This window comes from Arthrobacter sp. ERGS1:01 (assembly GCF_001281315.1).
Taxonomy (GTDB): Bacteria; Actinomycetota; Actinomycetes; order Actinomycetales; family Micrococcaceae; genus Specibacter.
In genome coordinates this window covers 3,743,524-3,766,950 of sequence record NZ_CP012479.1, presented here as the reverse complement: position 1 = coordinate 3,766,950, position 23,427 = coordinate 3,743,524, and the positions used below count along the sequence as shown (strand labels likewise).

The 23,427-nt window shown below is 67.2% G+C and carries 19 protein-coding genes; 9 read left to right on the top strand and 10 right to left on the bottom strand.

Annotated features, from left to right (window positions below):
* Positions 1 to 8: 8 nt before the first annotated feature.
* Entirely contained in the window at positions 9 to 1,664 is a 1,656-nt protein-coding gene (locus AL755_RS20990; protein ID WP_054012674.1) for an ABC transporter substrate-binding protein, read from the top strand.
* Between the two features lie 75 nt (positions 1,665 to 1,739).
* Here AL755_RS20990 and AL755_RS23365 read toward each other — a convergent pair whose 3' ends face one another.
* Entirely contained in the window at positions 1,740 to 2,972 is a 1,233-nt protein-coding gene (locus AL755_RS23365; RefSeq protein WP_054012673.1) for an ROK family transcriptional regulator, read from the bottom strand.
* Positions 2,973 to 3,207: 235 nt separating this feature from the next.
* Between AL755_RS23365 and AL755_RS20980 the strand changes: the two genes are divergently transcribed.
* On the top strand, positions 3,208 to 4,518 hold the full coding sequence (locus AL755_RS20980; RefSeq protein WP_237762569.1) for a glycoside hydrolase family 125 protein: 1,311 nt from the start codon (positions 3,208 to 3,210) through the stop codon (positions 4,516 to 4,518).
* Between the two features lie 706 nt (positions 4,519 to 5,224).
* Here AL755_RS20980 and AL755_RS20975 read toward each other — a convergent pair.
* A complete protein-coding gene (locus AL755_RS20975; RefSeq protein WP_054012672.1) occupies positions 5,225 to 6,097 on the bottom strand; it encodes a glycosyl hydrolase family 18 protein in 873 nt (290 codons plus the stop codon).
* Between the two features lie 173 nt (positions 6,098 to 6,270).
* Here AL755_RS20975 and AL755_RS20970 point away from each other — a divergent pair, with 173 nt between their 5' ends.
* The 3 genes from AL755_RS20970 to AL755_RS20960 are packed head-to-tail and all read left to right on the top strand — an operon-like array spanning position 6,271 to position 12,420.
* Positions 6,271 to 9,489, top strand: coding sequence for a GH92 family glycosyl hydrolase (locus AL755_RS20970; protein ID WP_054012671.1), 3,219 nt, complete (start codon positions 6,271 to 6,273; stop codon positions 9,487 to 9,489).
* 34 nt (positions 9,490 to 9,523) lie between these two features.
* The gene (locus AL755_RS20965; protein ID WP_054012670.1) at positions 9,524 to 11,266 is read left to right on the top strand and encodes an ABC transporter ATP-binding protein; all 1,743 of its coding nucleotides are present in this window, start codon (positions 9,524 to 9,526) and stop codon (positions 11,264 to 11,266) included.
* A gap of 35 nt (positions 11,267 to 11,301) precedes the next feature.
* Positions 11,302 to 12,420 carry a serine hydrolase domain-containing protein gene (locus tag AL755_RS20960; protein ID WP_054012669.1) on the top strand — a complete coding sequence of 373 codons (1,119 nt, stop codon included), beginning with the start codon at positions 11,302 to 11,304 and terminating at the stop codon, positions 12,418 to 12,420.
* Positions 12,421 to 12,453: 33 nt separating this feature from the next.
* Here the strand turns inward: AL755_RS20960 and AL755_RS20955 are convergent, their stop codons facing one another.
* The 7 genes from AL755_RS20955 to AL755_RS20925 are packed head-to-tail and all read right to left on the bottom strand — an operon-like array spanning position 12,454 to position 18,262.
* Positions 12,454 to 13,008 carry a dihydrofolate reductase family protein gene (locus AL755_RS20955; RefSeq protein WP_054012668.1) on the bottom strand — a complete coding sequence of 185 codons (555 nt, stop codon included), beginning with the start codon at positions 13,006 to 13,008 and terminating at the stop codon, positions 12,454 to 12,456.
* 22 nt (positions 13,009 to 13,030) lie between these two features.
* Positions 13,031 to 14,422 (bottom strand): dihydrolipoyl dehydrogenase family protein, encoded by a 1,392-nt coding sequence (locus AL755_RS20950; RefSeq protein WP_237762568.1) that lies wholly within the window; start codon positions 14,420 to 14,422, stop codon positions 13,031 to 13,033.
* Position 14,423: 1 nt separating this feature from the next.
* Positions 14,424 to 14,720, bottom strand: coding sequence for a DUF427 domain-containing protein (locus AL755_RS20945; protein ID WP_054012667.1), 297 nt, complete (start codon positions 14,718 to 14,720; stop codon positions 14,424 to 14,426).
* A gap of 11 nt (positions 14,721 to 14,731) precedes the next feature.
* Positions 14,732 to 15,691 carry an ABC transporter substrate-binding protein gene (locus AL755_RS20940; protein ID WP_054013236.1) on the bottom strand — a complete coding sequence of 320 codons (960 nt, stop codon included), beginning with the start codon at positions 15,689 to 15,691 and terminating at the stop codon, positions 14,732 to 14,734.
* Complete coding sequence (locus AL755_RS20935) at positions 15,691 to 16,455, bottom strand: ABC transporter permease (protein ID WP_054012666.1); 765 nt, start codon at positions 16,453 to 16,455, stop codon at positions 15,691 to 15,693. Before AL755_RS20935 ends, AL755_RS20940 begins: the two co-directional genes overlap by 1 nt.
* On the bottom strand, positions 16,452 to 17,150 hold the full coding sequence (locus tag AL755_RS20930; protein ID WP_054012665.1) for an ABC transporter permease: 699 nt from the start codon (positions 17,148 to 17,150) through the stop codon (positions 16,452 to 16,454). Before AL755_RS20930 ends, AL755_RS20935 begins: the two co-directional genes overlap by 4 nt.
* Complete coding sequence (locus AL755_RS20925) at positions 17,150 to 18,262, bottom strand: ABC transporter ATP-binding protein (RefSeq protein ID WP_054013235.1); 1,113 nt, start codon at positions 18,260 to 18,262, stop codon at positions 17,150 to 17,152. Before AL755_RS20925 ends, AL755_RS20930 begins: the two co-directional genes overlap by 1 nt.
* Positions 18,263 to 18,548: 286 nt before the next feature.
* Between AL755_RS20925 and AL755_RS20920 the strand changes: the two genes are divergently transcribed.
* Both AL755_RS20920 and AL755_RS20915 read left to right on the top strand, forming a co-directional pair.
* Complete coding sequence (locus tag AL755_RS20920; protein WP_054012664.1) at positions 18,549 to 19,568, top strand: glutathione S-transferase family protein; 1,020 nt, start codon at positions 18,549 to 18,551, stop codon at positions 19,566 to 19,568.
* Positions 19,561 to 20,835, top strand: a complete 1,275-nt coding sequence (locus AL755_RS20915; RefSeq protein ID WP_054012663.1) for a CynX/NimT family MFS transporter — start codon at positions 19,561 to 19,563, stop codon at positions 20,833 to 20,835. The genes AL755_RS20920 and AL755_RS20915 overlap by 8 nt, the downstream gene beginning before the upstream one ends.
* Before the next feature lie 91 nt (positions 20,836 to 20,926).
* On the opposite strand, the gene AL755_RS20910 is transcribed toward AL755_RS20915, so the two are convergent.
* Entirely contained in the window at positions 20,927 to 21,562 is a 636-nt protein-coding gene (locus tag AL755_RS20910) for an NADPH-dependent F420 reductase (RefSeq protein ID WP_054012662.1), read from the bottom strand.
* Positions 21,563 to 21,702: 140 nt separating this feature from the next.
* On the opposite strand from AL755_RS20910, the gene AL755_RS20905 reads away from it, so the two are divergent.
* Both AL755_RS20905 and AL755_RS20900 read left to right on the top strand, forming a co-directional pair.
* Positions 21,703 to 22,194, top strand: coding sequence for a MarR family winged helix-turn-helix transcriptional regulator (locus AL755_RS20905; protein WP_054013234.1), 492 nt, complete (start codon positions 21,703 to 21,705; stop codon positions 22,192 to 22,194).
* 205 nt (positions 22,195 to 22,399) lie between these two features.
* A complete protein-coding gene (locus tag AL755_RS20900; protein ID WP_054013233.1) occupies positions 22,400 to 23,425 on the top strand; it encodes an ABC transporter substrate-binding protein in 1,026 nt (341 codons plus the stop codon).
* The last annotated feature ends 2 nt before the right edge of the window (positions 23,426 to 23,427 follow it).

Below are 23,427 nucleotides of genomic sequence, written 5' to 3'. Positions count from 1 at the left end.
GGACCGGCATGGGGGATTTTGGCCGCAGGGGTTTCCTGGGCGCGATCATTGCCGGTTCGGCGCTGACCATGGTGGGTTGCAAGGGTGCGGTGGGCGGCGGCGACGCCGGCAGCGGGGTCCTGACCCTGGGGGCCGACGCCGGCGCCTCGAACCAGTTCCCGGAGAACTTCAATGCCAACGGCGGCGGCACGGGCGGGCCGGGGATCGGCTTCTTCTACGAGACGTTGTTCCGGGTTTCCACCCGCGACGGCGGCAAGCTCGAGCCGGCGTTGGCCGAAAAGGTCGTGTACACGAACGGAGGCCGCACGGCCACCTACACCCTCCGCAAGGGCGTCACCTGGAGCGACGGCAAGCCGTTCACGGCCGACGACGTCGTCTACACGTACAACTTTGTGCTCGGCGATCCCAGCCCGGACGGGTTGGTCAGGGAGCCCGTCAAGGCCCTCGATGAGTACACGGTGCAGGTCAACTACAACCTGCCGAAGTACCAGCAGGACACCAACATGTCCATGTACTACCCGGTCTACCCGAAGCACATCTACGAAGCCCAGGGCGACCACGACAAGTACGTGGACAAGAAGCCGGTGGGCACCGGCCCGGGCGTGCTCAAGTCCTTCTCCGGCCAGCAGGTCCAGATCACCTTGCGTGATGATTACTGGGGCGGCAAGGCCAAGGGTGTCAAGGAGGTCCACATCATTCCCAGCGGTACCGTGGGCAACATCCAGTCCTCGATTTCCTCCGGCAAGGTCGACTGGGCCGACGGCGGCGGGGCGGGGGTCCTGACCCAGTTCCTGGGCATGGGCAAGGACAACCACTACGAGTACTTCCCGGACGGCTCCTCCCGCGGCGTGCTGTTTGGCTGCACCTACCCGCCCTTCACGGATGCGGCGGTGCGCCGGGCGTTCCGCGATTCGGTGGACCTGACGGCGGCCACGAAGGCCGTGGGTACCGGCTATACGGTGCCATCGGTCACCGGCCTGAATCTTGAGCTGTACAAGGACGCCCTGCTTCCCGAGTACGCCAAGCCCCTGACGCCGAACGTGGAGCAGGCCAAGGCCGATCTGGCATCGGCCGGCTGGAGTGTGGAAGGCGGGAACCTGAGCAAGGACGGCAAGTCCTACCCCGTCCGCCTGTTCGTGAACCTGGACCAGCCCACCGACATCGTGGTGGCGCCCATGATCATCGCCCAGTGGAAGAAGAACCTGGGGGTGGACGTGGCGTACATGCCCACTCCGGACACCGTGTTCCAGGCCAAGATCCACGACTACGAAATGATGGTGTGGACGGCCAACCTCAACGGCTCCGCCTACAACGCCTTCCAGGGTTACAGCTGGAAGAACCTGGAGCCTGGTCCGCAAAAGAACGGCTACGGCAACCAGGGCCTGTGGAAGATGCCCAAGGCCGGCAACGACGCGTTGGCGGCGTTGCAGGCATTGCCCCGGTCGAGCACCGCGGAGATCACCGCGCAGTTGCAGATCATCCAAAAGGCCGTTGCCGAGGGTGCCCCGTACCTGGCCTACATGAGTGGCGGATCCGGGGAGATGTGGACCACGAAGAACTTCACGGGATTCCCGACCATGAAGGATGACGCATTCGACTACCGTTCGAGCATTGGCGGCTACAACAACGTCGCCATGACGACGACGGCGCTCAAGGCGGCGTAACAAGCACCAAGAGGACTTGGGGTGGCGGCCCGTGCGGGCCGCCATCCCAAGTAGTCAGGTACCTTTCCCGAGGGGCTAGATCCCCGAGGGCACCAGCGTGCTGGTCCGCAGCACCTCGCGCAGGCTCAGCACGCCAATGCCGATCATGCCGGCGTGGGGGCCGGCCAGGGACTTTTCAATGGTCAGGTTCTTCGTGGCCAGGGGGTGGCAGCCCTCGTAGAGCTGGCTCCTGATCGCGGCCACGTACGGCTCGACCTGGGCCAGCGCCCCACCCAGCACCACATAGTCAGGATTTACGAAGTTGACGATGCTGCACAGCATTTCGCCCAGCAGGCGCCCGGCCCCGCGGATCTGCGTCGTGGCCACGGCGTCGGCGTTGTTCGCCAACTCCACCACGGCGCTCAGGTCCGCCACGTCCACGCCCGCGGCCACCAGGTCGGCAACGATTGCCGAACCGCTGGCGACCGTCTCGAGGCAGCCGAGGTTTCCGCAGCTGCAGGCCCGCTCGCCCGCCGCGCGGACCCGCACGTGCGTGATGTCGCCGGCCGTTCCGGTGGAGCCGCGGTACACGAGGCCGTCCGCGATCAGCCCGCAGCCGATCGCGGCGCCGGCCTTGATGAACAAGGTGTTGCGCGGCTTCTTGGCGTGGTCGGCGGAGGTTTGGCGCAGCGTGTGTTCGGCCAGGGCCATCATGTTGGCGTCGTTGTCGCAAAAGACGGGGACGTTGTAATGTCCGGCCAGCCAGTCCCTGATGGGGAAACGGTGCCAGCCGGGCATGCGGGCGGGGGAGTCGACGCAGCCGGCGTCGTAGTCCACGGGCCCGGGAAGGGCGATGCCCACGCCACGCAGCGTGCTGGAGCTGATGCCGGCGGCCAGTTCATCGAACAGGCCGGCGATGACGGCCAGGGATTTTTCCGGGCCCTGGGCAACGTCAAGTTCAATGGCGTCGGAGGCGAGCAATGCCCCGGAGAGGTCCATGACACCCACACGGACGTGGTGCGCGCCGAGGTCGGCCACCAGCACGTGCCCGGCCGAGTGGTTCAACTGCAGGCTTCGCGGCTTCCGACCACCCGTGGAGTTTCCGTCTCCGGTTTCCACCAGCAACCCGGCGCTGAGGAGTTCATTCACGCGCAGGGACACGGTGGACGGCGCCACCTTCAGCACGCGGGCCAGCTCGGCGCGCGAAACGGCGGATTCGGTGGCGACAAGTGCCAGCAGCTCCAACGCGGGGTCGCTGACGGATTGCTGGACCGGGGCTGCTGCGCCGCGGTTGCCGGGTCTGGCGAACGGGATGTGGTCGACGTCCATGGTGGAGCTCCTTGGATGACTTTGTATAAGAACGGATGGCACTTCATTTGAAGGAAGTTTCATCTCTAGAATACTGGGCAGTAGCTGTGAAAGTCCATGGTTTTTGGCCCTCATTACGATCCGTTTACGGCATGAGTCAAAATAAGTTTCAAATTGCCGCTGAAAGTTCACGATCTTTATTCGATCGTGCTGATATTCCTTAAAAGGTTCCAACGACGAAGTGGAGGTGGGCGTTGTGACGTCCAACGGTTTGCAGGAAAAAGTGGGGTCCGCCGCGGGCTTCCTCGAGGCGGAGTTGCTGCGCAGCGCAGCGGCCATTCGCGAGGTCACGGGCGATGAAAAGTTGTCGGAAATGTTCGTCGCCTGCATGCGCAACACCCTGGACACGACACTCACCCGGGAGCCGGACGGCACCACGTTCGTCATCACCGGCGACATCCCCGCCATGTGGCTGCGGGACTCCTCGGCCCAGATGCTCCCGTTCCTGAGGTTCGTGGAGCCCGATGGCGAACTTTACGACGTGCTTGCCGGGCTTGTCCGGCGCCAGTTTGGCTGCATCGCGCAGGATTCCTATGCGAACGCCTTCAACCAGGAGCCCAACGGCGCCTCCTATGACCCCGAGGATGCCTGCGAGGATCCCTGGATCTGGGAGCGGAAGTACGAGATCGACTCGCTCGCGTTCCCCATCCAGCTGGCACACCAGCTCTGGCGCCGCAGCAACCGCGTCGACATCTTCACGGGCCCCGTCCACGAGGCACTCAAGACCGTCGTGGCCCAGTGGCGGCTGGAGCAGGACCACGAGGCCAACTCCGCATACCGCTTTGTCCGCAACACCACGCTGGCCAGCGAGACGCTCTCCCGCGACGGCCTGGGCCCGGCAACCGCCGTCACGGGCATGACGTGGGCCGGCTTCCGGCCCAGCGATGACGCCTGCGTCTACAGCTACAACGTGCCGGGCAACCACTTCGCCAAGGCGGCGCTGCTGCAGGTGGCCGAGATCGCCCGCGAGGTGTACGCCGACCCGGAGCTGGAGGCCGGCGCACTGGCCCTGGCCGCCGAGATCGCTGCCGGCATCGCCACGCACGGCGTGGTCAACCACCCCGAATTTGGTTTCATCTACGCCTACGAGGTGGACGGACTGGGCAACGCCCTGCTGATGGACGACGCCAACATGCCCAGCCTGCTGTCCCTGCCGCTGACCGGTGGCGTGGACCTTGCGGATCCGCTGTACCAGACAACCCGGAAGTTCATCCTCAGCGAGGGCAACCCGTTCTTCCACCGCGGCACCCACGCCGAAGGGATCGGCAGCCCGCACACCCCGCCCGGCTACATTTGGCACATTGCGCTCGCCGTCCAGGGCCTGACGGCGGACACGCGGAAGGAAAAGTGGCGGATCCTCCAAATGCTCCGGGACACCGACGGCGGGACCGGATTCATGCACGAGGGATTCCTCCCGGACGACCCTTCACAGTTCACCCGGCCCTGGTTTTCCTGGGCAAACTCCATGTTCTGCGAGCTGCTGCTGGACTACTGCGAAACGGCGTAGCGAGGCTTTCGGGGGTCTCGACAGGCTCGACCACCGGTGGTCGAGCCTGTCGAGACCCGGAGTCCAGCCGCCGGGACCAGTTAGACGCTGTCGCGCAGCTCGTTGATCTGTTGAATGAGCTGCGCCGGGTCTCCTGCATACTCCGTGGCACCCTCATCGGACGCAGGCACATCGAACCGTGCAAAGAAGTCGCCCAGCGCCTCCGGCGTCACCGCGAGTACTGGACACGCTCGAGGTTGTGCTGCCCGGCTGGGTCGGAGGCCGCCTCACCCCCGGTGACGGATCCGGCATTCCCTCGGTGACTATCCGACCGACGGCCGCGGGCGGCCTTACGGTCTCCTTTACGTCACCTCCGGGAACACCAGATCCGTCACCTAGGTGCAACTTCCGGCCGCCGACGAAGCTCAATCCACGCGGCGACGGAGCCGGCGTTTTTTGTAGTCCGGCGTAAAGGAGGCCCTGAGGCCGCCCGTGCGCGCGGAACACCTCCTCGTCGACCGAGACCCGGGCCATTCCGTGCCCAACAAGCGCCTTGGCGAGGGTGGTCTTTCCCGAAACGGTCACTCCCGCCAGCAGGATTGCGACGGGCGTGCCGTTCATGGTTCTCCTTTGGGTGGCTGCGGGCCGGGTCTCGACAAGGTCGACCACCGGGGCTTGCTCGACCACCGGGGGTTGCTCGACCGCCGGTGGTTGTTCGACCGCCGGGTTACGCTGTGCGGCCGCGCTGCATGGCCGCAGCCATGGATTGCGCCCACTCCCACGGGGCTGCGACGCCGCCGGGCTCGGAGTTGAAGTACTCCCAGGCGGACATGCCGCCAAAGTCGGGGTACTTGGCGGCCAGTGAGGCCACGGTTTCGTTCAATACCGCGGGCTCCACGTATCCCTTGCCGTGCATGGGGTGCGTGGTGGTGCCGGCAACCACCTTCGACGCCGGGAAGACGCCGCGGGAGATGATGGCGTCGTATTCGCCCGTGCCGTCGAGGACGCCCCAGCCGCAGTAGAACTGTGTGTTCATCCACGCGATTTCCGCCCCGTGGCTCTTGAACAGCTCCTCGTAGTCGAAGCCGGAGAGGTTGCCGCCGCCTGACAGGGCCGTGGCCACGGGGGCCAGCGTGATCAGGAAGTCCGGGCCAAAGTCGGCGCGCAGCGCCTCGATCAGGTGTTGGGCACCTTCGAGGCTCATGTCCTCCTCGACGTCCAGGTCCAGGCCGTTGAGGCGGTACTTGGTGACCAGCTCGCGCAGGTGCGGGTAATACGTGGCAAAGTTTGCCGGCTCCAGCCGTTCAAAGCTGCCCATCGCAGCGCCGCCGAGCATGCCGATCACCGCAACGCCCTGTTCCTGCACGGCAGCCAGCTCGGCCCACATCGAATCGTTCCCGGGATGGTCCGCGGGATCGTCGTTGAGCGTGATGTCCCCGGGCTCGGCATTGACGTGGATGGCGCCAACGATGATCGCCGTCAGCGACGGGCTCCGGCGCACCAGCTCCACGGGCGAGACCAGGGTGCCGTCAACATGGTGTGTCTGGTAGTAGACCACCACGCGGGCGGGGGCGGCCGGGTCCTGGGGCAGAGCTGTCATGTGCATATTCCTTTGCGCAAGATGGTGTGTCATCCGGGTTTTCGGATGCGCAACTAATGCGCTTAAGTATAGGATGTTTATGTTGCACATCACACTTAGCGCCCACTGTTGTGACGGGACGCGGCACCGCCCTCCCGCCACCTTCGACGCACATGCCTCCCCCTAGGAATCCCATGGAATTGCTGCCCCACACAGGCCCGTCCCTTGCCCCCAGCTCCCGCCCGGACCAGGGCATGCGCACCTCCACCCCCTGGCGGTACGCCGTTTCCGCGGCGGATCCGGCCGCGAACAAGGTGGACCGCGTGGAACGCGCCGTCCTGCGCGAGGAATCGCATGTGATTGGCCCGGGCAGCACTCTCAGTTACTTCATCTTTCCGGCGTTTGCCGGAAACGATTCCCACCCCGCGGCCGGCTACGGGGCCTGTGCGGCCGCCGTCGACCTCGTCCTGGACGACGGCGCCCGGCTTTCGGACACTGCTCTGGCGGATCAATACGGTTTCGGCGCCTCCGCCCGGGCGCAGGGGGAGTCCAAGGGGCTGGTTCCCGACCAGTGGAACATCCGCACGATCGATCTGTCCCCGCTGGCCGGACGCACCGTGACCGCCATCGAGGCCGCCGTGCACCTGCCCGCGGAGCTGGTGGACGCCACGCTGGAAGGCTGGCTCGACGACGTCGAACTGCGCACCGTGGCTGCCCCGCCGGAGCACCGGCGCCCCAGCGAGCACGTGCTGACCACGCGCGGCACGCACTCCTCCGGCGGCGTATCGCGCGGCAACACCCTGCCCGCCACCGCCGTGCCGTACGGCTTCAACTTCCTCACCCCGTGCACGGACGCCCGCACCACCCAGTGGGTGTACGCCTACCACCAGCACGACGTCGCGCCCGGCGTCAGCGCATTGCAGGCCTTGAGCATTTCCCACCAGCCCAGCCCGTGGATGAACGACTACAGCGTGCTGCAGTTCATGCCCGGCAGCTCCGCCGGCACTCCCAACGCCGACCCCGCCGCCCGCGCGCTCACGTTCCGGCACGCGAACGAGGAAGCCACGGCGCACCGCTACCGCGTGGCCCTCGACAACGGCCTTGTGGCCACGGCGGCGCCCACCGACCACGCCGTCGCGCTGCGCTTTGAGTACCCCGGCGAGGACGCCACCTTGCTGTTGGACCAGTTGGACAACAACGGCTCGCTGACCATCACCACAACCAGCGACGGCCTGCCCGTGCTCAGCGGCTACGTGGACGGCAGCGAAAACTCCACGGCCCTGCGCATGTACTTCTACGCCACCGCCGACCGGCCCGTGACGGACTCCGGCATGCGCAACGGCGGCCACGGTGACGTTGCCGGCTGGGTCCGGTTCGCCCTCGGCGGGGACAGGACGGTCAACGTCAGGGCGGCCACGTCCTTCATCGGCATCGCCCAGGCCCGCCACAGCCTGGAACTGGAAATCCCGGCCGGGGACACCGTGGACGAGGTTTCCGCCCGCGCCCAACAGCTGTGGGATGACAGGTTGGGCGTAATTGCGGTCCAGGGCGCCAGCGCCGACCAGCTCACCACGCTGTACTCCAATCTGTACCGAATGTTCCTCTACCCGAATTCCGCAGCCGAAAACGCCGGCACGGCAACGGAGCCGAAATGGCAGTACGCCAGCTTCCTCAAGCCCGCGGACGCCCATGGCAGCGAATTCACGGGGGCACAGATCAACCCCGGCAGCACGTACGTGAACAACGGTTTCTGGGACACCTACCGCACGGAGTGGCCCGCCTTGTGCCTGCTGGACCCCGAGCAGGCCGGGAACATGCTGGACGGATTCGTGGAGCACTACCGCGACGGCGGCTGGACCCCGCGCTGGTCGGCCCCCGGCTACTCGGACTGCATGGTGGGCACCAGCAGCGACCTGGTGTTTGCCGACGCCGCCATCAACGGCGTGGGCAACTTTGACCTGGCCGAGGCCTACGATTCGGCGCTGCGCAACGCCACCGTACCCTCGGACGCCTCCGCCGTGGGCCGCAAGGGCCTGGACGTGGGCATCTTTGCCGGCTACATCCCCAGCGACGCCACGCACGAGGCCATGTCCTGGTCGCTGGAAAACGCCATCAGCGACTACGGCGTGGCCCGGTACTCCGAACTGCTGCTGGAGCGCGCCTCGGTGACTGATCCGCGCCGGGCCGAATACGCCGCCAATGCCGCCTACTTCGCGAACCGGGCCCGCGGCTACCGGCTGCTGTTCGACCCGGCCGTGGACTTCTTCCAGGGCCGCGACAGCGCCGGCGCCTTCAGCCACACCCCCGACACCTTCGACCCCCGCGTGTGGGGCCACGACTACACCGAAACCAACGCCTGGGGCATGGCCTTCAGCGTGCCGCAGGACGGTGCCGGCCTGGCCGAACTGTACGGCGGGCGCAAGGGGCTTGAGGCGAAGCTCGACGCATACTTCGGCACCCCGGAAACCGCCCGGCACGAATTCAAGGGCTCCTACTGGGACGTCATCCACGAGATGGTCGAGGCCCGCAACATCCGCATGGGCATGTTCGGCATCTCCAACCAGCCGGCCCACCATGCCCCGTTCATGTACGCGTTCACCGACGCCCCGCACAAGCTCCAGGCGATCACCCGCGAATCCGTGGCCCGGCTCTTCACCGGCAGCGAGATCGGCCAGGGCTACCCGGGGGATGAGGACAACGGCGAAATGTCCGCCTGGTACGTCTTTGCCGCACTCGGCTTCTACCCGCTGAGCCTGGCCTCGGGCGGCTTCATTATCACCTCCCCGCTCTACGAATCCGCCACGGTCCGGCTCGCCACGGGCACCACGATCGGCATCAAGTCGCTGAACCACGGCGCCGGGAACGTCTACATCCAGTCGCTGAGCGTCAACGGTGCCCCGTGGGAGAGCACGTTCATCGACCACGCCACCCTGGCCGCCGGCGGCACGCTGGAATTCGTCATGGGCGCCGAACCGTCCGCCTGGGGATCCGCCCCCGGGGAAGCCCCGCCGTCACTTGACGCGCCGGGCGCAAGCCGGGCACCGACGTCGGACCTCACCAGCCCGGGCGGCGCCTTCAGTGCGAGCGTGAGCGGCGCGGAATTGCTGTTCAACAACACCTCCGCCGACGCCCTTTCGATGCCCGACGGCGGCTGGGCGGCCTATGCCTTCGACGCCCCCACCGCGGTGTCCCTGTACACGGTCACGGCCGGGCCCGAACTGACGGACTGGGTCCTGGAGGGCTCCAACGACGGCGACGCCTGGAGCGTGCTTGATTCACGCAGCGGCGAAACGTTCCGGTGGGAGCGCCAAACCCGGCCGTTCCAGCTGCCCGACGCTGATTTTGCAAGCTACCGGCTGCGCGTGGCGGGCGCGGCAACGCTGTACCAGCTGGAGCTCTTCGCCGGGCTGTAAACGCACTGGTTTTGCACTATCAATGGGGGATTTGATGAAAACGTATTTGCGCAGTTCCTGGTTCATTCTCAGTCAGACGTATGCGGCGTCGCCGGGGCGGACCGTGATCACCATAGCGCTGTCGCTGGTCATGGCCGCGATTCCGGCCGCGCAGGTGCTGGCGATTGCCGCACTGGTCAATTCCCTCACGGGCGCCAACGGGCTGGGCGAAGTCATGGTGCCGTTGCTGTGGGTGGTGCTCATCGTCGGTCTGAGCGGGCCGGTGCGGGTCTCCTGCGCCAACATCCGTTCCATGGCCATGACCCGGTCGTCCGCCGCCCTCCAGACCCGGTTGGCGCGCCGGATTGCCCGCATGCGCCCCTCGGAGCTCGTGAAACCGGCCACCACCACGGCCATTGAAAAGCACAACCGGGCGATTTCCGAGCAGGTGAGCTACCAGTTTGAGGTGCTGGTGGCCGGCGTCCTGGAGCAGACGCTGGCCGTGGTGGGCGTGGTCATCACGCTCTTTGCGTTCAGCAAGCTGGCGGGTCTGCTGGTCATCCTGGTCTTGGTTCCGCCCCTGGTGTCCGCGAAAATCCTGGGCAAGGTCCAGGTTGGCATGTGGGAGGGCCTCGGCAAGCTGTTTGGCCGGGAACGCTACCTGCGCGATTTATTGGTGCGGGAGAAGACGGCCACCGAACTTTCCGGGCTGGGCACCAGCGATCGCGTCGCCGACATGGTGGAGGAGAAATGGCGCGAAGTGGTTGTGGTGCGGGACAAGATGTCCAAGGCCATGATCGCCCACGACTGGATCATCGGCATCATTTCCACCGTGCTGCTGGTGTGTGCCATGGGGGCCGTGGTGGTCGGGCTGGACTACGGCCCCGACGCCGTGGCCGGCGTGTACGGCGTCATGGCCGCCATGGGCTCGGTGGGTGCTGCGGCATACTCCCTGGGAGACACTGTACAAAACTCACCGCAAAGTGAGGAAGTTCGAGTGTTCTTCGCCGCCGGGGACAGCCGCGCGAGGCAGCGGCAGGTCATTGTCCCGACCGCCGGCCACCTGATGGGGCGGGACCTGCGGCACCGCTATTCGGGCGCCGACGACGACTCGCTGCGCGGTATCACGGTGGAGGCCCGGAACGGCGAAATCATTGCCCTGGTGGGCGTCAACGGCGCCGGAAAGACCACCACCGTGAACGCGCTGCTGGGACTTGCCGAACTCTCCGACGGCACGGTGTCCATTGACGGCCGGACCCAGGCCGAACTGTCTGAGGACGCCTGGTTGGGCCACTTCGGCCTGCTGACCCAGGAGTTTGGCCGTTACGAGATGACGGTCCGTGAATCGATCTGCCTGGGCACACCGCGCACCGATGTATCGGACGAGGAAGTGTGGGCCGCCCTGGAATCGGCCCGTGCCGCCGAGCTGGTGCGGAAGTTCCCGGACGGGCTCGACACCCAGTTGGGCGAACAGTGGGGCGGTTTGGGTGTCTCCGGCGGCCAGTGGCAACGCCTGGCCCTGGCCCGGATCTACCTGCGCAACCCCGCCATCTGGGTGCTGGACGAGCCGACGTCGGCCATCGACGCCGAGGCCGAACAGGAGATCTTCAACGAACTCCAGCGCACCCGGCACGACAGGATCACCATCGTCGTCTCGCACCGGGCCTGGACGCTGAAGGGCATGGACAGGATCTACGTGATCGACGACGGCGCCGTGGTCCAGCAGGGATCGTACGAGGAACTTATGGACGATTCGGGCCGGTTCAGCGAAATCTTTGCCGAACAACTGACCGCATGAACGGAACCCGGGCCGGCGGATCTTAGGGTGGAGTCATGACTTCACTTGCCGCAGGCTTCACCACACCCCAGTTCGCCCCCATCCGCGAGACCTTCGACGCCATGCTCGACGCCGATCCCGGCTACAGCGCGCAGCTTGCCGTTTACCGCCACGGCGTGAAGGTGGTGGACCTGGTGGGCGGGCCGGACTCGGCCGCCGACTCCCTGACGGGCGTGTTCTCCTGCTCCAAGGGCGTCTCGGCGCTCGCCTTCAGCCTGCTGGTCCAGGACGGCCTGATCGACGTCGACGCCGCGGTGGCAACGTACTGGCCCGAATTTGCCCGCCACGGCAAGGGTGGCATCACGGTTCGCCAGCTGCTCTCGCACCAGGCCGGCCTGGTGGGCGTGCAGGGCGGCTTCGCCATGGAGGACTATAACGACCTCCCGGCCGTGGCCGAAAGGCTTGCCGACATGGCGCCGCAGTGGCATCCGGGCAGCGGCACCTTTGGCTACCACGCCCTGACCATGGGGGTGTTCCTGGAGGAGCTGTGCCGCCGGGTCACGGGGGAGCGGCTGCAGGACATGTACAACCGGCGCATCCGGGTGCCGTACGCGGCCGACATGTTCCTGGGCCTGCCCGAATCCGAGGAACCGCGCTTCCGCCCCGTGAAGTACGTCGACTCCCCGGCCGCGGGCTTTGTGGATCCGGGCTCCATCGCCGGCATGTCCGGCAACGTCCAGGCCGGCCAGCTGCTGGAGCTGCCCAACATTCGCAGCGTCCGGGCCGCGGGCAGTTGCAGCGGCGCCGGGGTGGGCTCTGCAGACGGCCTGGCCCGCGTCTATGCCGGCGCCATCACGGGCATTGACGGCCTGCCCGCCTACCTGACCCCGGAAACCATCGCCATCATGGCGCAGGAACAGATCTGGGGCCTGGACAGGGTATTTTGCGACACCAGCGCCTTTGCCCTGACGTTCATGAAGCCCAACCCGCGCATGGACTTTGGCAGCGCCGAGGCGTTCGGGCACGACGGCGCCAACGCTTCCCTTGGCTTCGCCGACCCTCTTTACGGGATCGGCTTTGGCTACGTGCCCGCCTGGAACGAGGAAGGCGCCACGGGAGGCCGGGCCATGCAGCTCAGCGCCGCGGTGCGCAGGGTGGTCCTGGCCGGCGCCTAAAAGCAGTCCGGCGCCTGACCTGCCCGCGCAGGGTCACAGCATGCCGTAGCGGACATACACCGTGCCGTTGGCGAAGGTGTGCTGGTCCAGCAGCTGCAACCCGCGGCGGACGTGCGCGGGCAGGGCCGGGGCTCCGCCGCCCAGCAGATGCGGGGTGACCACCAGATGGATCTCGTCCACCAGCCCGGCCGCGATGGCCTGGCCCGCCAGCTGCGCGCCGCCCACCGTCAGGTCCGGGCCCGTGGCCTCTTTCATTAGCCGGACGGCGGCGGGGTCGAACGTGCGCTCAATCCGGGTCCTGGGGGTGGCCGCCGCGGCCAGCGTGGTGGAGTAGACCACCTTGTCGGCGCCACGCCACAGCTGCGCGAAGTCCAGCTCCTGCGGGAAGTCGGGCGGGGCGTCAAGCGTCTCCCAGACGGCCATGGCTTCGTAGAGGCGCCGCCCGTACAGGTACGTTCCGACGGGGCGCACCAGATCGGTGATGAAGCGAAACACCTCCTCGCTGGGGCTGGTCCAGTCGATGCGGCCGTCCTCATCCGCCATATAGCCGTCCAGTGAGGTATTCACGATGTAGATCAACTTTGCCATGGCAGGTCCCGTACCTTTGTGGTTATTTGATGGCGCGCACGGCCGCCTCGATGGCGCGGTGGAAGGTGGGGTACGCGTAGACCATGGTCTTCAGGGTGGCCACAGGGACGCGGGCGTGCACGGCCAGGGCCAGGGCGGAGAGCACTTCCCCGCCGTGCGGCCCCACGGAGGTGGCGCCCACCAGCACGCCGGTGGCGGAGTCCTCGATGACCTTGATGAAGCCGTCGTTCCCGCTTTTGTGGATCCAGCCGCGGGTGGAATCGGCCAGCTCGACGTACCCCGTGCGGACCGCGAGACCGGCGGCTCGGGCCTGGCGTTCGGTCAATCCGACGGCGCCCGCCTCCGGATCCGTGAACGTCACGCGCGGGACCGCATGGGATTCGGCCGTGCCGCGGTCCTCGCCCAACACGTGCCCGGCCACAATGTTCGCGTGGTACATCGACATGTGGGTGAACGCCCCGGCGCCGACGGCGTCGCCGATCAGGTACAGGTTGTGGCCCAGTTGCAGGTGGTCGTCCACGGCGGGCGGGGTCCTGCCGTCGTAGGCGATGCCGGCCTGGTCCAGCCCCAGCTTCCCCAGTTTGGAGGCGCGTCCCGTGGCGACGAGGAACTTTTCCGCGGCCAGGGTGGTGGCTCCGGGGCCGTCCAGCGCAAGGGTGAAACCGGCCGCGGAATGCTCCACGCCGGTGATGGTGGTGTTGGTCAGCACCTCGATTCCCTCGCGGGCAAACACGTGCTCCAGCAGTTCCGCGGTCTCCGGTTCCTCGCGGGATGCCAGGTGCGCGCCGCGAACCACCATGGTGACCTTGGTGCCGAAGCGGGCGAACGCCTGCGCCAGCTCCATGCCGATGGGTCCGGCGCCCCAGACGGCCAGCGATTCCGGCGCCAGGGTGGCCCGCACCGCCTCCCGGTTGGTCCAGAAGGGGGTGCCGGCCAGGCCGGGGACGGACGGGATGGCCGGGTCGGTGCCGGGATTGAGCACCACGGCGCGGCGGGCGCGGAAGGTGAGCTCCCCGCCGTCGTGCGTTGTGATGGTGACATGGCGGACGCCGGTAAGCCGGCCCGTGCCGCGCACCAGCCGCCCGCCGGCGTCGGTGAAGCGTTTCGCCGCGGCTGCGTCGTCCCAGTTGTCGGTGGCCTCGTCGCGGATGCGGGCGGCCACGGGCGCCCAGTCGGGGACCACGCTTGCGGTGCCGGCCAGCCCGGGCACGCGCCGGGCCTCGGCCAGGGCGTTGCCGGCGCGGATCATCATCTTGGACGGAACACAGCCAAAGTACGGGCATTCCCCGCCCACCAGCCCGGACTCCACCCCCACCACGGAGAGCCCGGCGGCGGCCAGTTCCCCGGCGACGGATTCGCCGCCGGGGCCCATGCCAACCACGATCGCGTCGACCACCTCAATCGCGGGAACCACCTCAGTCCCCGGGGACCTTCTCGACGACGACGCCGCGCCAAAACGCCAGGTAGTCCCGGATCTCGGCGGCCGCAGGCTTGGGGTCCGGGTAGTACCAGGCGGCGTCCGGGTTGCTTTGCCCGTTGGCCGTGACCGTGTAATAACTGGCCAAACCCTTCCACGGGCACACGCTCGTGGTGGGGGTCTCCGTCAGCAAGGTACGGTCCACCGAGTCCGGCGGAAAGTACTGGTTGCCCTCGATCTCGATGGTCTTGGCGGATTCCGCGATGACCGTGCCGTTCCAGCTTGCCCTGTACATGGATTCCTCGATTACTTGGTGATGCCCTTTTCCTTCAACCAGGCCGCCGCGGCGGCGGCCGGATCCATCTTTGCCGAGCCGCTGACCTCTTCGTTGAGGGCGATCAGGTCCTCCGTGGTGAGCAGCTTGGAGACGTTGTTCAAGGCCGTCTTGGCGGCGTCGTTGACCGTGCTGGTCTTCACGAGCGGCACCACCTGCTGGGCCAGCCAGTTGTTCTTCGGGTCCGTCAGCACCACCAAGTTGTTGTCCTTGATGGCCGGGGTGGTCGTGAAGATGTCGGCCACCTGGACCTCGTTGCTCAACAGGGCCTTGACCGTGAGGGGGCCGCCGCCGTCGTTGATCGGGGTGAACTTGGCCGGCACGCATCCGTACTTGCCCTTCAGCCCGGGCAGGCCCTCGGGGCGGGTGGCGAACTCCGGCGGTGCGGCCAGGGTCAGCTTGTCGCAGACCTTCGCCAGGTCCTCGATGGACTTCAGGTTGTACTTGGTGGCGGTGGCGGAGGTGACCACCATGGCGTCCTTGTCCTCGGCCTTGGCCGCGTCCAGGATGCCCAGCCCGGAGGGCAGCGCGGCCGGGAGGGCTGCGATGATTGCCGCCGGGTCAACCGCGGTGCTCTTAGGGTCGACGTAGCCGAGCAGGTTGCCGCTGTAGTCGGGAACCACGTCGATCGAGCCGTCCTCGACGGCCTTGACGTACACCTCGCGGGCGCCGATGTTCAGCTTGGTGGTGGTCTTGATGCCGGCCGCGTTCAGGGCGCCGGCGTAAATTTCGGCGACCGTGGCGCTTTCGGGGAAGTTGGCGGAGCCCACCACCAGCGAACCGCCGGCGGAGCCGCTGGTGTTGGAGCCGCTGCTGAGCGGGGAACTGCTGCCGCAGGCGCTCACGGCGAGCAGGACGGAGACGCCGGCGGCCACGCCAAGGAAAGAGCGGCGGACCACGGCGGTGCGGGAAAGGTTGCGCGAATGGTTCATCATGAGGTTCCTCCTTGTGCGCCGACCGTGAGGGTTTCACGGCCGGTCGGTGTGTCGTCCGGCTTGAGCCGGCTTTCTTTCAAACCCGGCGAGATGGAGAGCCGTTGCAGGGCCGCCAGGATGCCGTCGATGCCGATGGCCAGCACCGCGATCACCACGGCACCGCCCAGGACCTGGCCGTAGTCTTGCACGGACAGCCCGTCGATGATGAACCGGCCCAGCCCGCCAAGGCTGATGAATGCGACCACGGCCACCGTGGCCACGACCTGCAGCACCGCGGCCCGGAACCCGCCCAGCATGACGGGCAGGCCGTTGGGGACCTCCACGCGGAACAGGATTTGCCGTTCCGTCATGCCCACCCCGCGGGCGGCATCCACCGTCTCCCGGTTGACCGAGGAAATGCCGGCGTAGGTGCCCGTCAGGATGGGCGGCACCGCCAGGATGACGAGCGCCCAGATGGCCGGCATGAGCGAGAGCACCGAGGTGGCCATGAGGGCGAACAGGGTCATCACACCCAGGGTGGGCAGGGCGCGCAGCATGCCGGCGAGGGCGACGACGACGACGCGGCCCTTGCCCGTGTGCCCCACGTACAGCCCGATTGGCACGGCGATGGCGGCCGCGATCAGCAGCGTCAACGCCGAATAGCCCAGGTGTTCGGCGACCCTGGCCGGGATGCCCATGGCCCCCTGCCAGTTGGCCGGTTCGCTGAGCCATTGCACGCCCTGTGCGAACGGGTTGCTGGAGGTGTAGTCGGCGGCGCTCATGCGGCCTCACCCACTGCGGCGACCGGGGCCGCCGTCGTCGTTTGTGACGTTTTGCGGCGGCCGGGCGTGCGCAGCCACGGGGTCAGCAAGCGCTGCGCCAGCACCAGGGCCGTGTCCATCAGCAGGGCCAGCACCAGGGTGCCGATGATGCCGATCACGATCTCGGTGGGGAAGTCGCGTTGCAGGCCGTCGGTGAACAGGAAGCCCAGGCTGGGGACGCCCAGCAGCGCCCCGACCGTCACGAGCGAGATGTTGCTGACGGAGATCACGCGCAGCCCGGCGAAAAGCACCGGCATGGATAGCGGAAGATCGACCGTCAGGAAGCGGTGCACGGGTTTGTAGCCCATCGCGACGGCGGCCTGGCGGATGGTGTCATCCACGGAGTTCAACGCATCCAGCGTGGAGCGGACCAGCAGCGCCACGGCGTAGATGGTCAGCGCCACGATGATGTTCGTGAGGTCCAGGATCTTGGTGCCGAGAATGCTGGGCAGGATCACGAACAACGCCAGCGACGGCACCGTGTACAGCAGCGAACCGGCCGACAGGATGAACGCGGCCACGCCCTTGTTGAGCCGGGCCAGCTGCGCCAGCGGGATGGCGATGATGACGCTGAGCACCAGCGGGAGCACCGCCTGGAACAGGTGGTAGCCGGTCAGCGACATGACCATGGGGAAGTTCGCCAGGAACCAGTCCATCAGCGGCCGTCCTGGCGTGCCTGCCGGGCGGCCTCGATGGCGGCCAGCACCTCGGCGGCCTTGACCACTCCCGTGACCACGCCGTCGTCGTCCACCGTGACGCCCAGGCCGGACGGCGAGGACAATGCGGCGTCCAGGGCTCGGCGCAGCGACTCGCCCTCGTGGAACAGCGAGCCGCCGGGCACCATGGCGGCGCCGCGGCCGGGCGGAATCCAGCCCTGCGGGTGGTGTTCGGCGTTGACGGCCAGCGTCCAGCCGGCACTGCCGTCCAGGATGCTGCCGCCCAAGGTGTGCCCGGCCGTTCCGTCCGGACCGGCGGCGGGCTGGTTGATGGGCGCCGGATGGATGGGCACGGACGCGCCGGAGCTGAAGGAGAGGTGCCTGAAGCCCCTGTCCCGGCCCACGAACGCGGCCACGAAGTCATCCACGGGCGCCCGCAGGATCTCCTCCGGGGCGGCGTACTGGGCCACCCGGCCGCCCGTGGCGAAGACGGCCACCTTGTCGCCAAGGAGCGTGGCCTCGTCGATGTCGTGGGTGACGAACACGATGGTCTTGGCCAGGTCGCGTTGGAGCCGCAGCAATTCCTGCTGGAGTTCGGCCCGGACCACCGGGTCCACGGCGCTGAAGGGCTCGTCCATAAGGAGCACGGGCGGGTCCGCGGCCAGTGCGCGGGCCACGCCGACGCGCTGTTGCTGACCGCCGGAAAGCTGGTTGGGGTAGCGCCGGCCCATGGCGGCCGGGAGGCCGACGACGTCGAGCAGTTCCGCGGCACGGCGGCGGGCCTGCGCGCGCGGGACCCGGTTGAGCCGGAGCACCGTGGTCACATTGTCCGTCACGGTCCGGTGCGGCAGCAGCCCGGCGGACTGCATGACGTACCCCATGGAGCGGCGCAGGGCCGGGGCCGGGACGGAGCTGATGTCGCGGCCGTCCACCGTGATGGTGCCGCTGGAGGGCTCCACCATCCGGTTGATCATGCGCAGCGAGGTGGTCTTGCCACAGCCCGACGGGCCGACGAAGACGGTGATTTTGCCCCTGTCGATGGACAGCGAGAGATTCCCGACGGCCGGCTGGTTCCCCTGGTAGACCTTGCTGACCTGGGCGAACTCGATCATGGCAGGCTCGGGAACACCGCCGTCGGCCGGCGCATTCCCGGTGGCGGTGGCAGTTGTAATTGCAGTTTCTGGCCCGAGCATTGATGCTTCCTTACTGTTGGCGGCATATGTGCGGAACATCCAGTGACTGCTTCCCCAATGGTGCTGCGTGGAACTTTGGAACGGCGGAACCCGCAGGATCCGTGAAAGCCAAGGTAACTCGTGACCTCGATCATAAGCAGGGTATTTTTCGGCTGTAAAGCCGATTGCGCTCTAAGCCTCACAACGGCGGGTCTACGCTTAATTCATGGAAGCAGAGCCAGCGGCACAGGACGCACAGCAATACAGCACCAAGGGCATCTACGTTACGGGCAATGAGTACACCCGCGACACCCACTACATTGAAACGCGCATCACCCGGGACGGCGCCGACGGCTACCCGGTGGAGGCCGGCCGCTACCGCCTGGTGGTGGCGCGCGCCTGCCCATGGGCGCACCGTTCCACCATTGTGCGCCGGCTGCTGGGACTCGAGGACGCCATCTCGATCGGCGTGTGCGGGCCCACCCACGACGTCCGCTCCTGGACCTTTGACCTCGATCCGGGCGGCGTTGACCCCGTGCTGGGCATCGAACGCCTGCAGGAGGCCTACTTCAAGCGCACCCCTGACTATCCGCGCGGCATCACCGTCCCGGCGGTCGTCGATGTCCCGACGGGCGCCGTCGTGACCAACAACTTCCCGCAAATAACGCTGGACTTCTCCACCGAGTGGAAGGAATTCCATCGCGCGGGCGCCCCGGATCTGTACCCGGAAGCCCTGCGCGAGGAAATCGACACCGTGGCCAAGCGGATCTTCACCGAGGTCAACAACGGCGTGTACCGGTGCGGCTTTGCCGGCAGCCAGGAGGCCTACGACGCCGCCTACGACCGCCTGTTCACGGCGCTGGATTGGCTGGAGGAGCGACTCGCAACGCAGCGCTACCTGGTGGGGGACACCATCACCGAGGCCGACGTCCGGCTGTTCACCACGCTGGTCCGCTTCGACGCGGTCTACCACGGCCACTTCAAGTGCAACCGCAACAAGCTCAGTGAAATGCCCGTGCTGTGGGCCTACGCCCGGGACCTGTTCCAGACGCCCGGCTTTGGCGACACCGTGAACTTCGAGCAGATCAAGAAGCACTACTACGTGGTGCACGAGGACCTGAACCCCACCCGGATCGTGCCCAAGGGCCCGGACGCCTCCGGCTGGGTCACCCCGCACGGCCGCGAGGCCCTGGGCGGACGCCCGTTCGGCGACGGCACGGCACCCACAAGGGACGTCGATGCCTGAGATTTTGCGATCGAACCCGGGGGAACGGGCCGACATCCTGATTGACGCGGAAATCGACGAAGTCCCCGCCCCGCAACCCACCAGCATTTCCCCGGGCCTCGGCCTGGCCTACATTGCCGTGGCCCTGATCCTGTGCGGGCTGAACCTGCGCACCGTCTACTCCAGCTTCTCGGCCGTGCTGACCGAGATCACCGCGGCCACCGGCATGTCCGGGTTGGCCGTACTGCTCATGACCACGGTCCCCGTGACCTGCCTGGGCATCTTCGCACCCTTCGCGCCAAGGCTGGCCCGGCGCTTCGGCGCGGAGCGGACCCTGCTCGGGGCCATGGTGGTCCTGACCCTGGGCCTGACGGCGCGCGGATTGGGCGGCCTGCCGGCCATGTTCGCCGGTGCGCTCGCCGCGGGTGCCGCGATCGCCGTCGTCAACGTCCTTTTGCCGTCCCTCGTCAAACGCGACTTCGCCCACCGGCTGGGCCTGATGAGCGGGCTCTACACGATGTCCATCTGCGCCGCGGCGGCGCTGGGGGCCGGATTCACCCACCCCATATTTGATGCGACCGGGTCCTGGCAGTTTGCGCTCGGCTTCTGGGCGATCCCGGCCGTGATCGCGACGCTGATCTGGGCGCCGGTGGCAATCCGGCAACGGCACGTCCCGCCGGCGACGGCGGCCTCCGGGCCCAGCGTCTGGCGGTCCCGGACGGCCTGGCAGATCACCGCGTTCATGGTGCTCCAGGCCATGATGTCCTTCAGCGTGTTTGCCTGGCTGGCGCCGATCCTGCGCGACCGCGGGACCGACGGCGGCACGGCCGGGCTCATGGTGGCCGTCTCGATCGTGCTGCAGATGGGCGGGTCCCTGTTGGCACCCGCGCTCGCGGTCAAGCTGCGCCGGCAGAGCACGCTGAATGCCGCGGCCGCGCTGATGACGGGGCTGGGGTTTGCGCTGAGCATTTTCGGGCCGTTGCAGGGCATCTGGCTCTGGACCTGCCTGCTGGGCCTGGGCCAGGGAGCGCTGACGGCGCTGGCGCTGACCTCGATCATCCTGCGCACCCGCGACTCACACACCGCAGCCCACCTCTCCGGCATGATGCAGGGGGTGGGCTACGGTGTGGGGTCCGTGGGCACGCTGCTGGTGGGGCAGCTGCACCAGGCGACCGGCGGTTTTGTCGCGGCCGGGGTCATGTTCCTCGTGATCGGCTCCGGCGCCGCCGTGTTTGGCTGGCTGGCCGGACGGCCCCGGTTTGTCGAGGACGACCAGCCACGGGGTTGACGGGGTCTCGACAGGCTCGACCACCGGGGGTCTCGACAGGCTCGACCACCGGGGGCTCGCTCGCGAGCCGCCGTTCGGGAGGGCGTGGGGACTAGTCGACGATCTTCAGGCCCGTGTTCCAGTTGAACGTCTCGAAGGCCGGGTTGGCCTGGAGGGTCATGACGAGGAACTGGAAGCCCTCAAGTTCGCGTGAGCGCTTCAGGGCGCCGGCAACGATGGGGCGCATGCCGCCGTCGGCCACCAGGGATGCCACGGCGGCGGTGGAGTCGGCGTCGTCGCCGGCGATGAACACGTCCAGGGCCTGGCCGCTGGTCTCTCCGGCCACGAGGGCGCCGGCGAACGTGGTGTTGAAGGCCTTGACGACGTTGCCGGGGGTCAGGGCGCCGATTTCCTCGGCGGCCGAGCTGCCCGGTGCCACGACCAGGGAGTCGAAGGTTTCAAAGTTCACCGGGTTGGTGATGTCCACGACCGTCTTGCCGGCCAGGGTGGCGCCGTAGGCAGTGACGATTTCCTTGGCGGCGTCGAACGGGACGGCCAGCACCACGATGTCGCCGGCGGGGGCCTGGGGCAGGGTTCCGGTGGTCACGGCGCCGTTGAGCTCGGCGGCCAATGCCTGTGCCTTGGCCTCGTCGCGGCTCAGGAGCTCGACCGTGCGGCCGGCGGCGAGCGAGCGAACGGCGATGCCGCGGGCCATGTTGCCGGTGCCGATGATGGTGATGGTGCTCATGGTGTTCCTGCTTTCGTTGGGGCGCTGGAAGTCTTTACTTGAAGCTACAACTAAATGTAAACCCATTTGGTTGACGTGTCAAGCATTATTTTGGCTACCCCGCGTGGGGCCTAAATCCCGGACATGGAAAGATGTTGGGCATGAGTGAATCGGAGCCGCGCTGGCTGACGCCCAATGAACGCGCCGCATGGCTTGCCCTGCTGTCCACCACCACCCTGCTGCCCGGGGCCTTGGATGCCTCGCTGCAAAAGGCCGCCAAGCTTTCCTTGTTCGACTACAACGTCCTGGCGATGCTCTCCGAGGCTGAGGACCGCACGCTGCCCATGAGCGAATTGGCCGCCCGGACCAGTGCCTCGTTGTCCCGGCTCTCCCATGTTGTGACGAAACTGGGAGCGCGCGGACTGGTGGAACGCGCCGCCCATGCCGGCGATGCCCGGGTGACCGCGGCCAGCGTGACCGCGGACGGCGTCGAACTCATCGAGGAGTTGGCGCCACTGCACGTGGCGTCGGTGCGCGCCCTGGTCTTTGACCATTTGGATGAGCGGGACGTGGCGGATTTGGCCCGGATCGGCCGCAAGCTCATGCACGGCATGGATGCCGGGCACTGGATCCTGCGCACGCCCGCGCCCTAGGGGGAGTCTCAGGGACTCCTTGCGGGCACCATTTTTCGGCGCCGTTGCTGACATTTTTACGGAAAGTGTCAAATACCTCACAATAATGTTCTCTATTGCGTTTTCAATCCGCTAGGGTAGGTAAGGCTTGCATAACTAAGGCAAGCGTTATCTGGGGTTACCGTAAGGAAGCATTGTGGAATTTTCGCGTCGTGAAGGTCTGAAGATGGGCTTGTTTGTCTCCGTGGCGGCCATGGGCGTGGCCCTGGCCGGCTGCTCGACCGGCGCAGTGGGCGCCGAGTCTTCGGGCCAAAACACGGCGCCGGCGGACGCCTTCCCCGTCACCGTCAAACACGCTTACGGCACGACGGTCATCAAGTCCGCCCCGCAGCGGATCGCCACAGTCTCCTGGGTCAACGACGACGTCGCCATCGCCCTCGGCGTGATCCCGGTGGGCATGCCCAAGCACGCGTGGGGCGGCAACGCACAGGGGTCCACCCCGTGGAAGGACGCCGCCCTGGCCAAGGCCGGCGCCGGGATTGGCAGCGCCAAGGCGCCCGTCCAGTACTCCGAGGCCGACGGCGTGAACTTCACCGAAGTTGCCAAGGCGAATCCGGACATCATCCTGGCCGCCTACTCGGGATTGAGTAAGGAGGACTACGACAAGCTCAGCAAGATCGCCCCCGTCATCGCCTTCCCGAAGGTCGCCTACGGCACGTCCTGGCAGGATTCCACCACCATGATCGGTGCGGCCCTGGGCAAGTCCGCGCAGGCCACCGCGCTCATCACGGCCACCGAGAAGACCATCGCCGAGAAGGCCGCCAAGTACCCGCAGATCAAGGGCAAGACGTTCATCTACGGCAACCTGGAGCCCGATTCGAGCACCGGCGTCAACGTCTACACCGCCGAGGACAACCGCCCCCGCTTCCTCTCCAGCATCGGCATGGTGGAGGCCCCCGTGGTGGTGGCGGCCGAGAAGAAGGCCACCGGCTTCTACATTCCGTGGTCCGCCGAGAAGGCCAACGAACTGGCCTCCCAGGTGTTCGTCAGCTGGGTTCCCGACAACAAGACCAAGGCCGCGATCATCGCCGACCCCTTGCTCGGCCAGATCCCGGCCGTCAAGTCCGGGGCCTTCGTCGCCGACCCGGACACCACCTTGACCCTGGCCATTTCCGCCTCCTCCCCGCTGAGCCTGCCCTGGGCGCTGGATGCGTTCCTGCCCGAGCTGGGCGCCGCGGCCGACAAGGCCTAAGC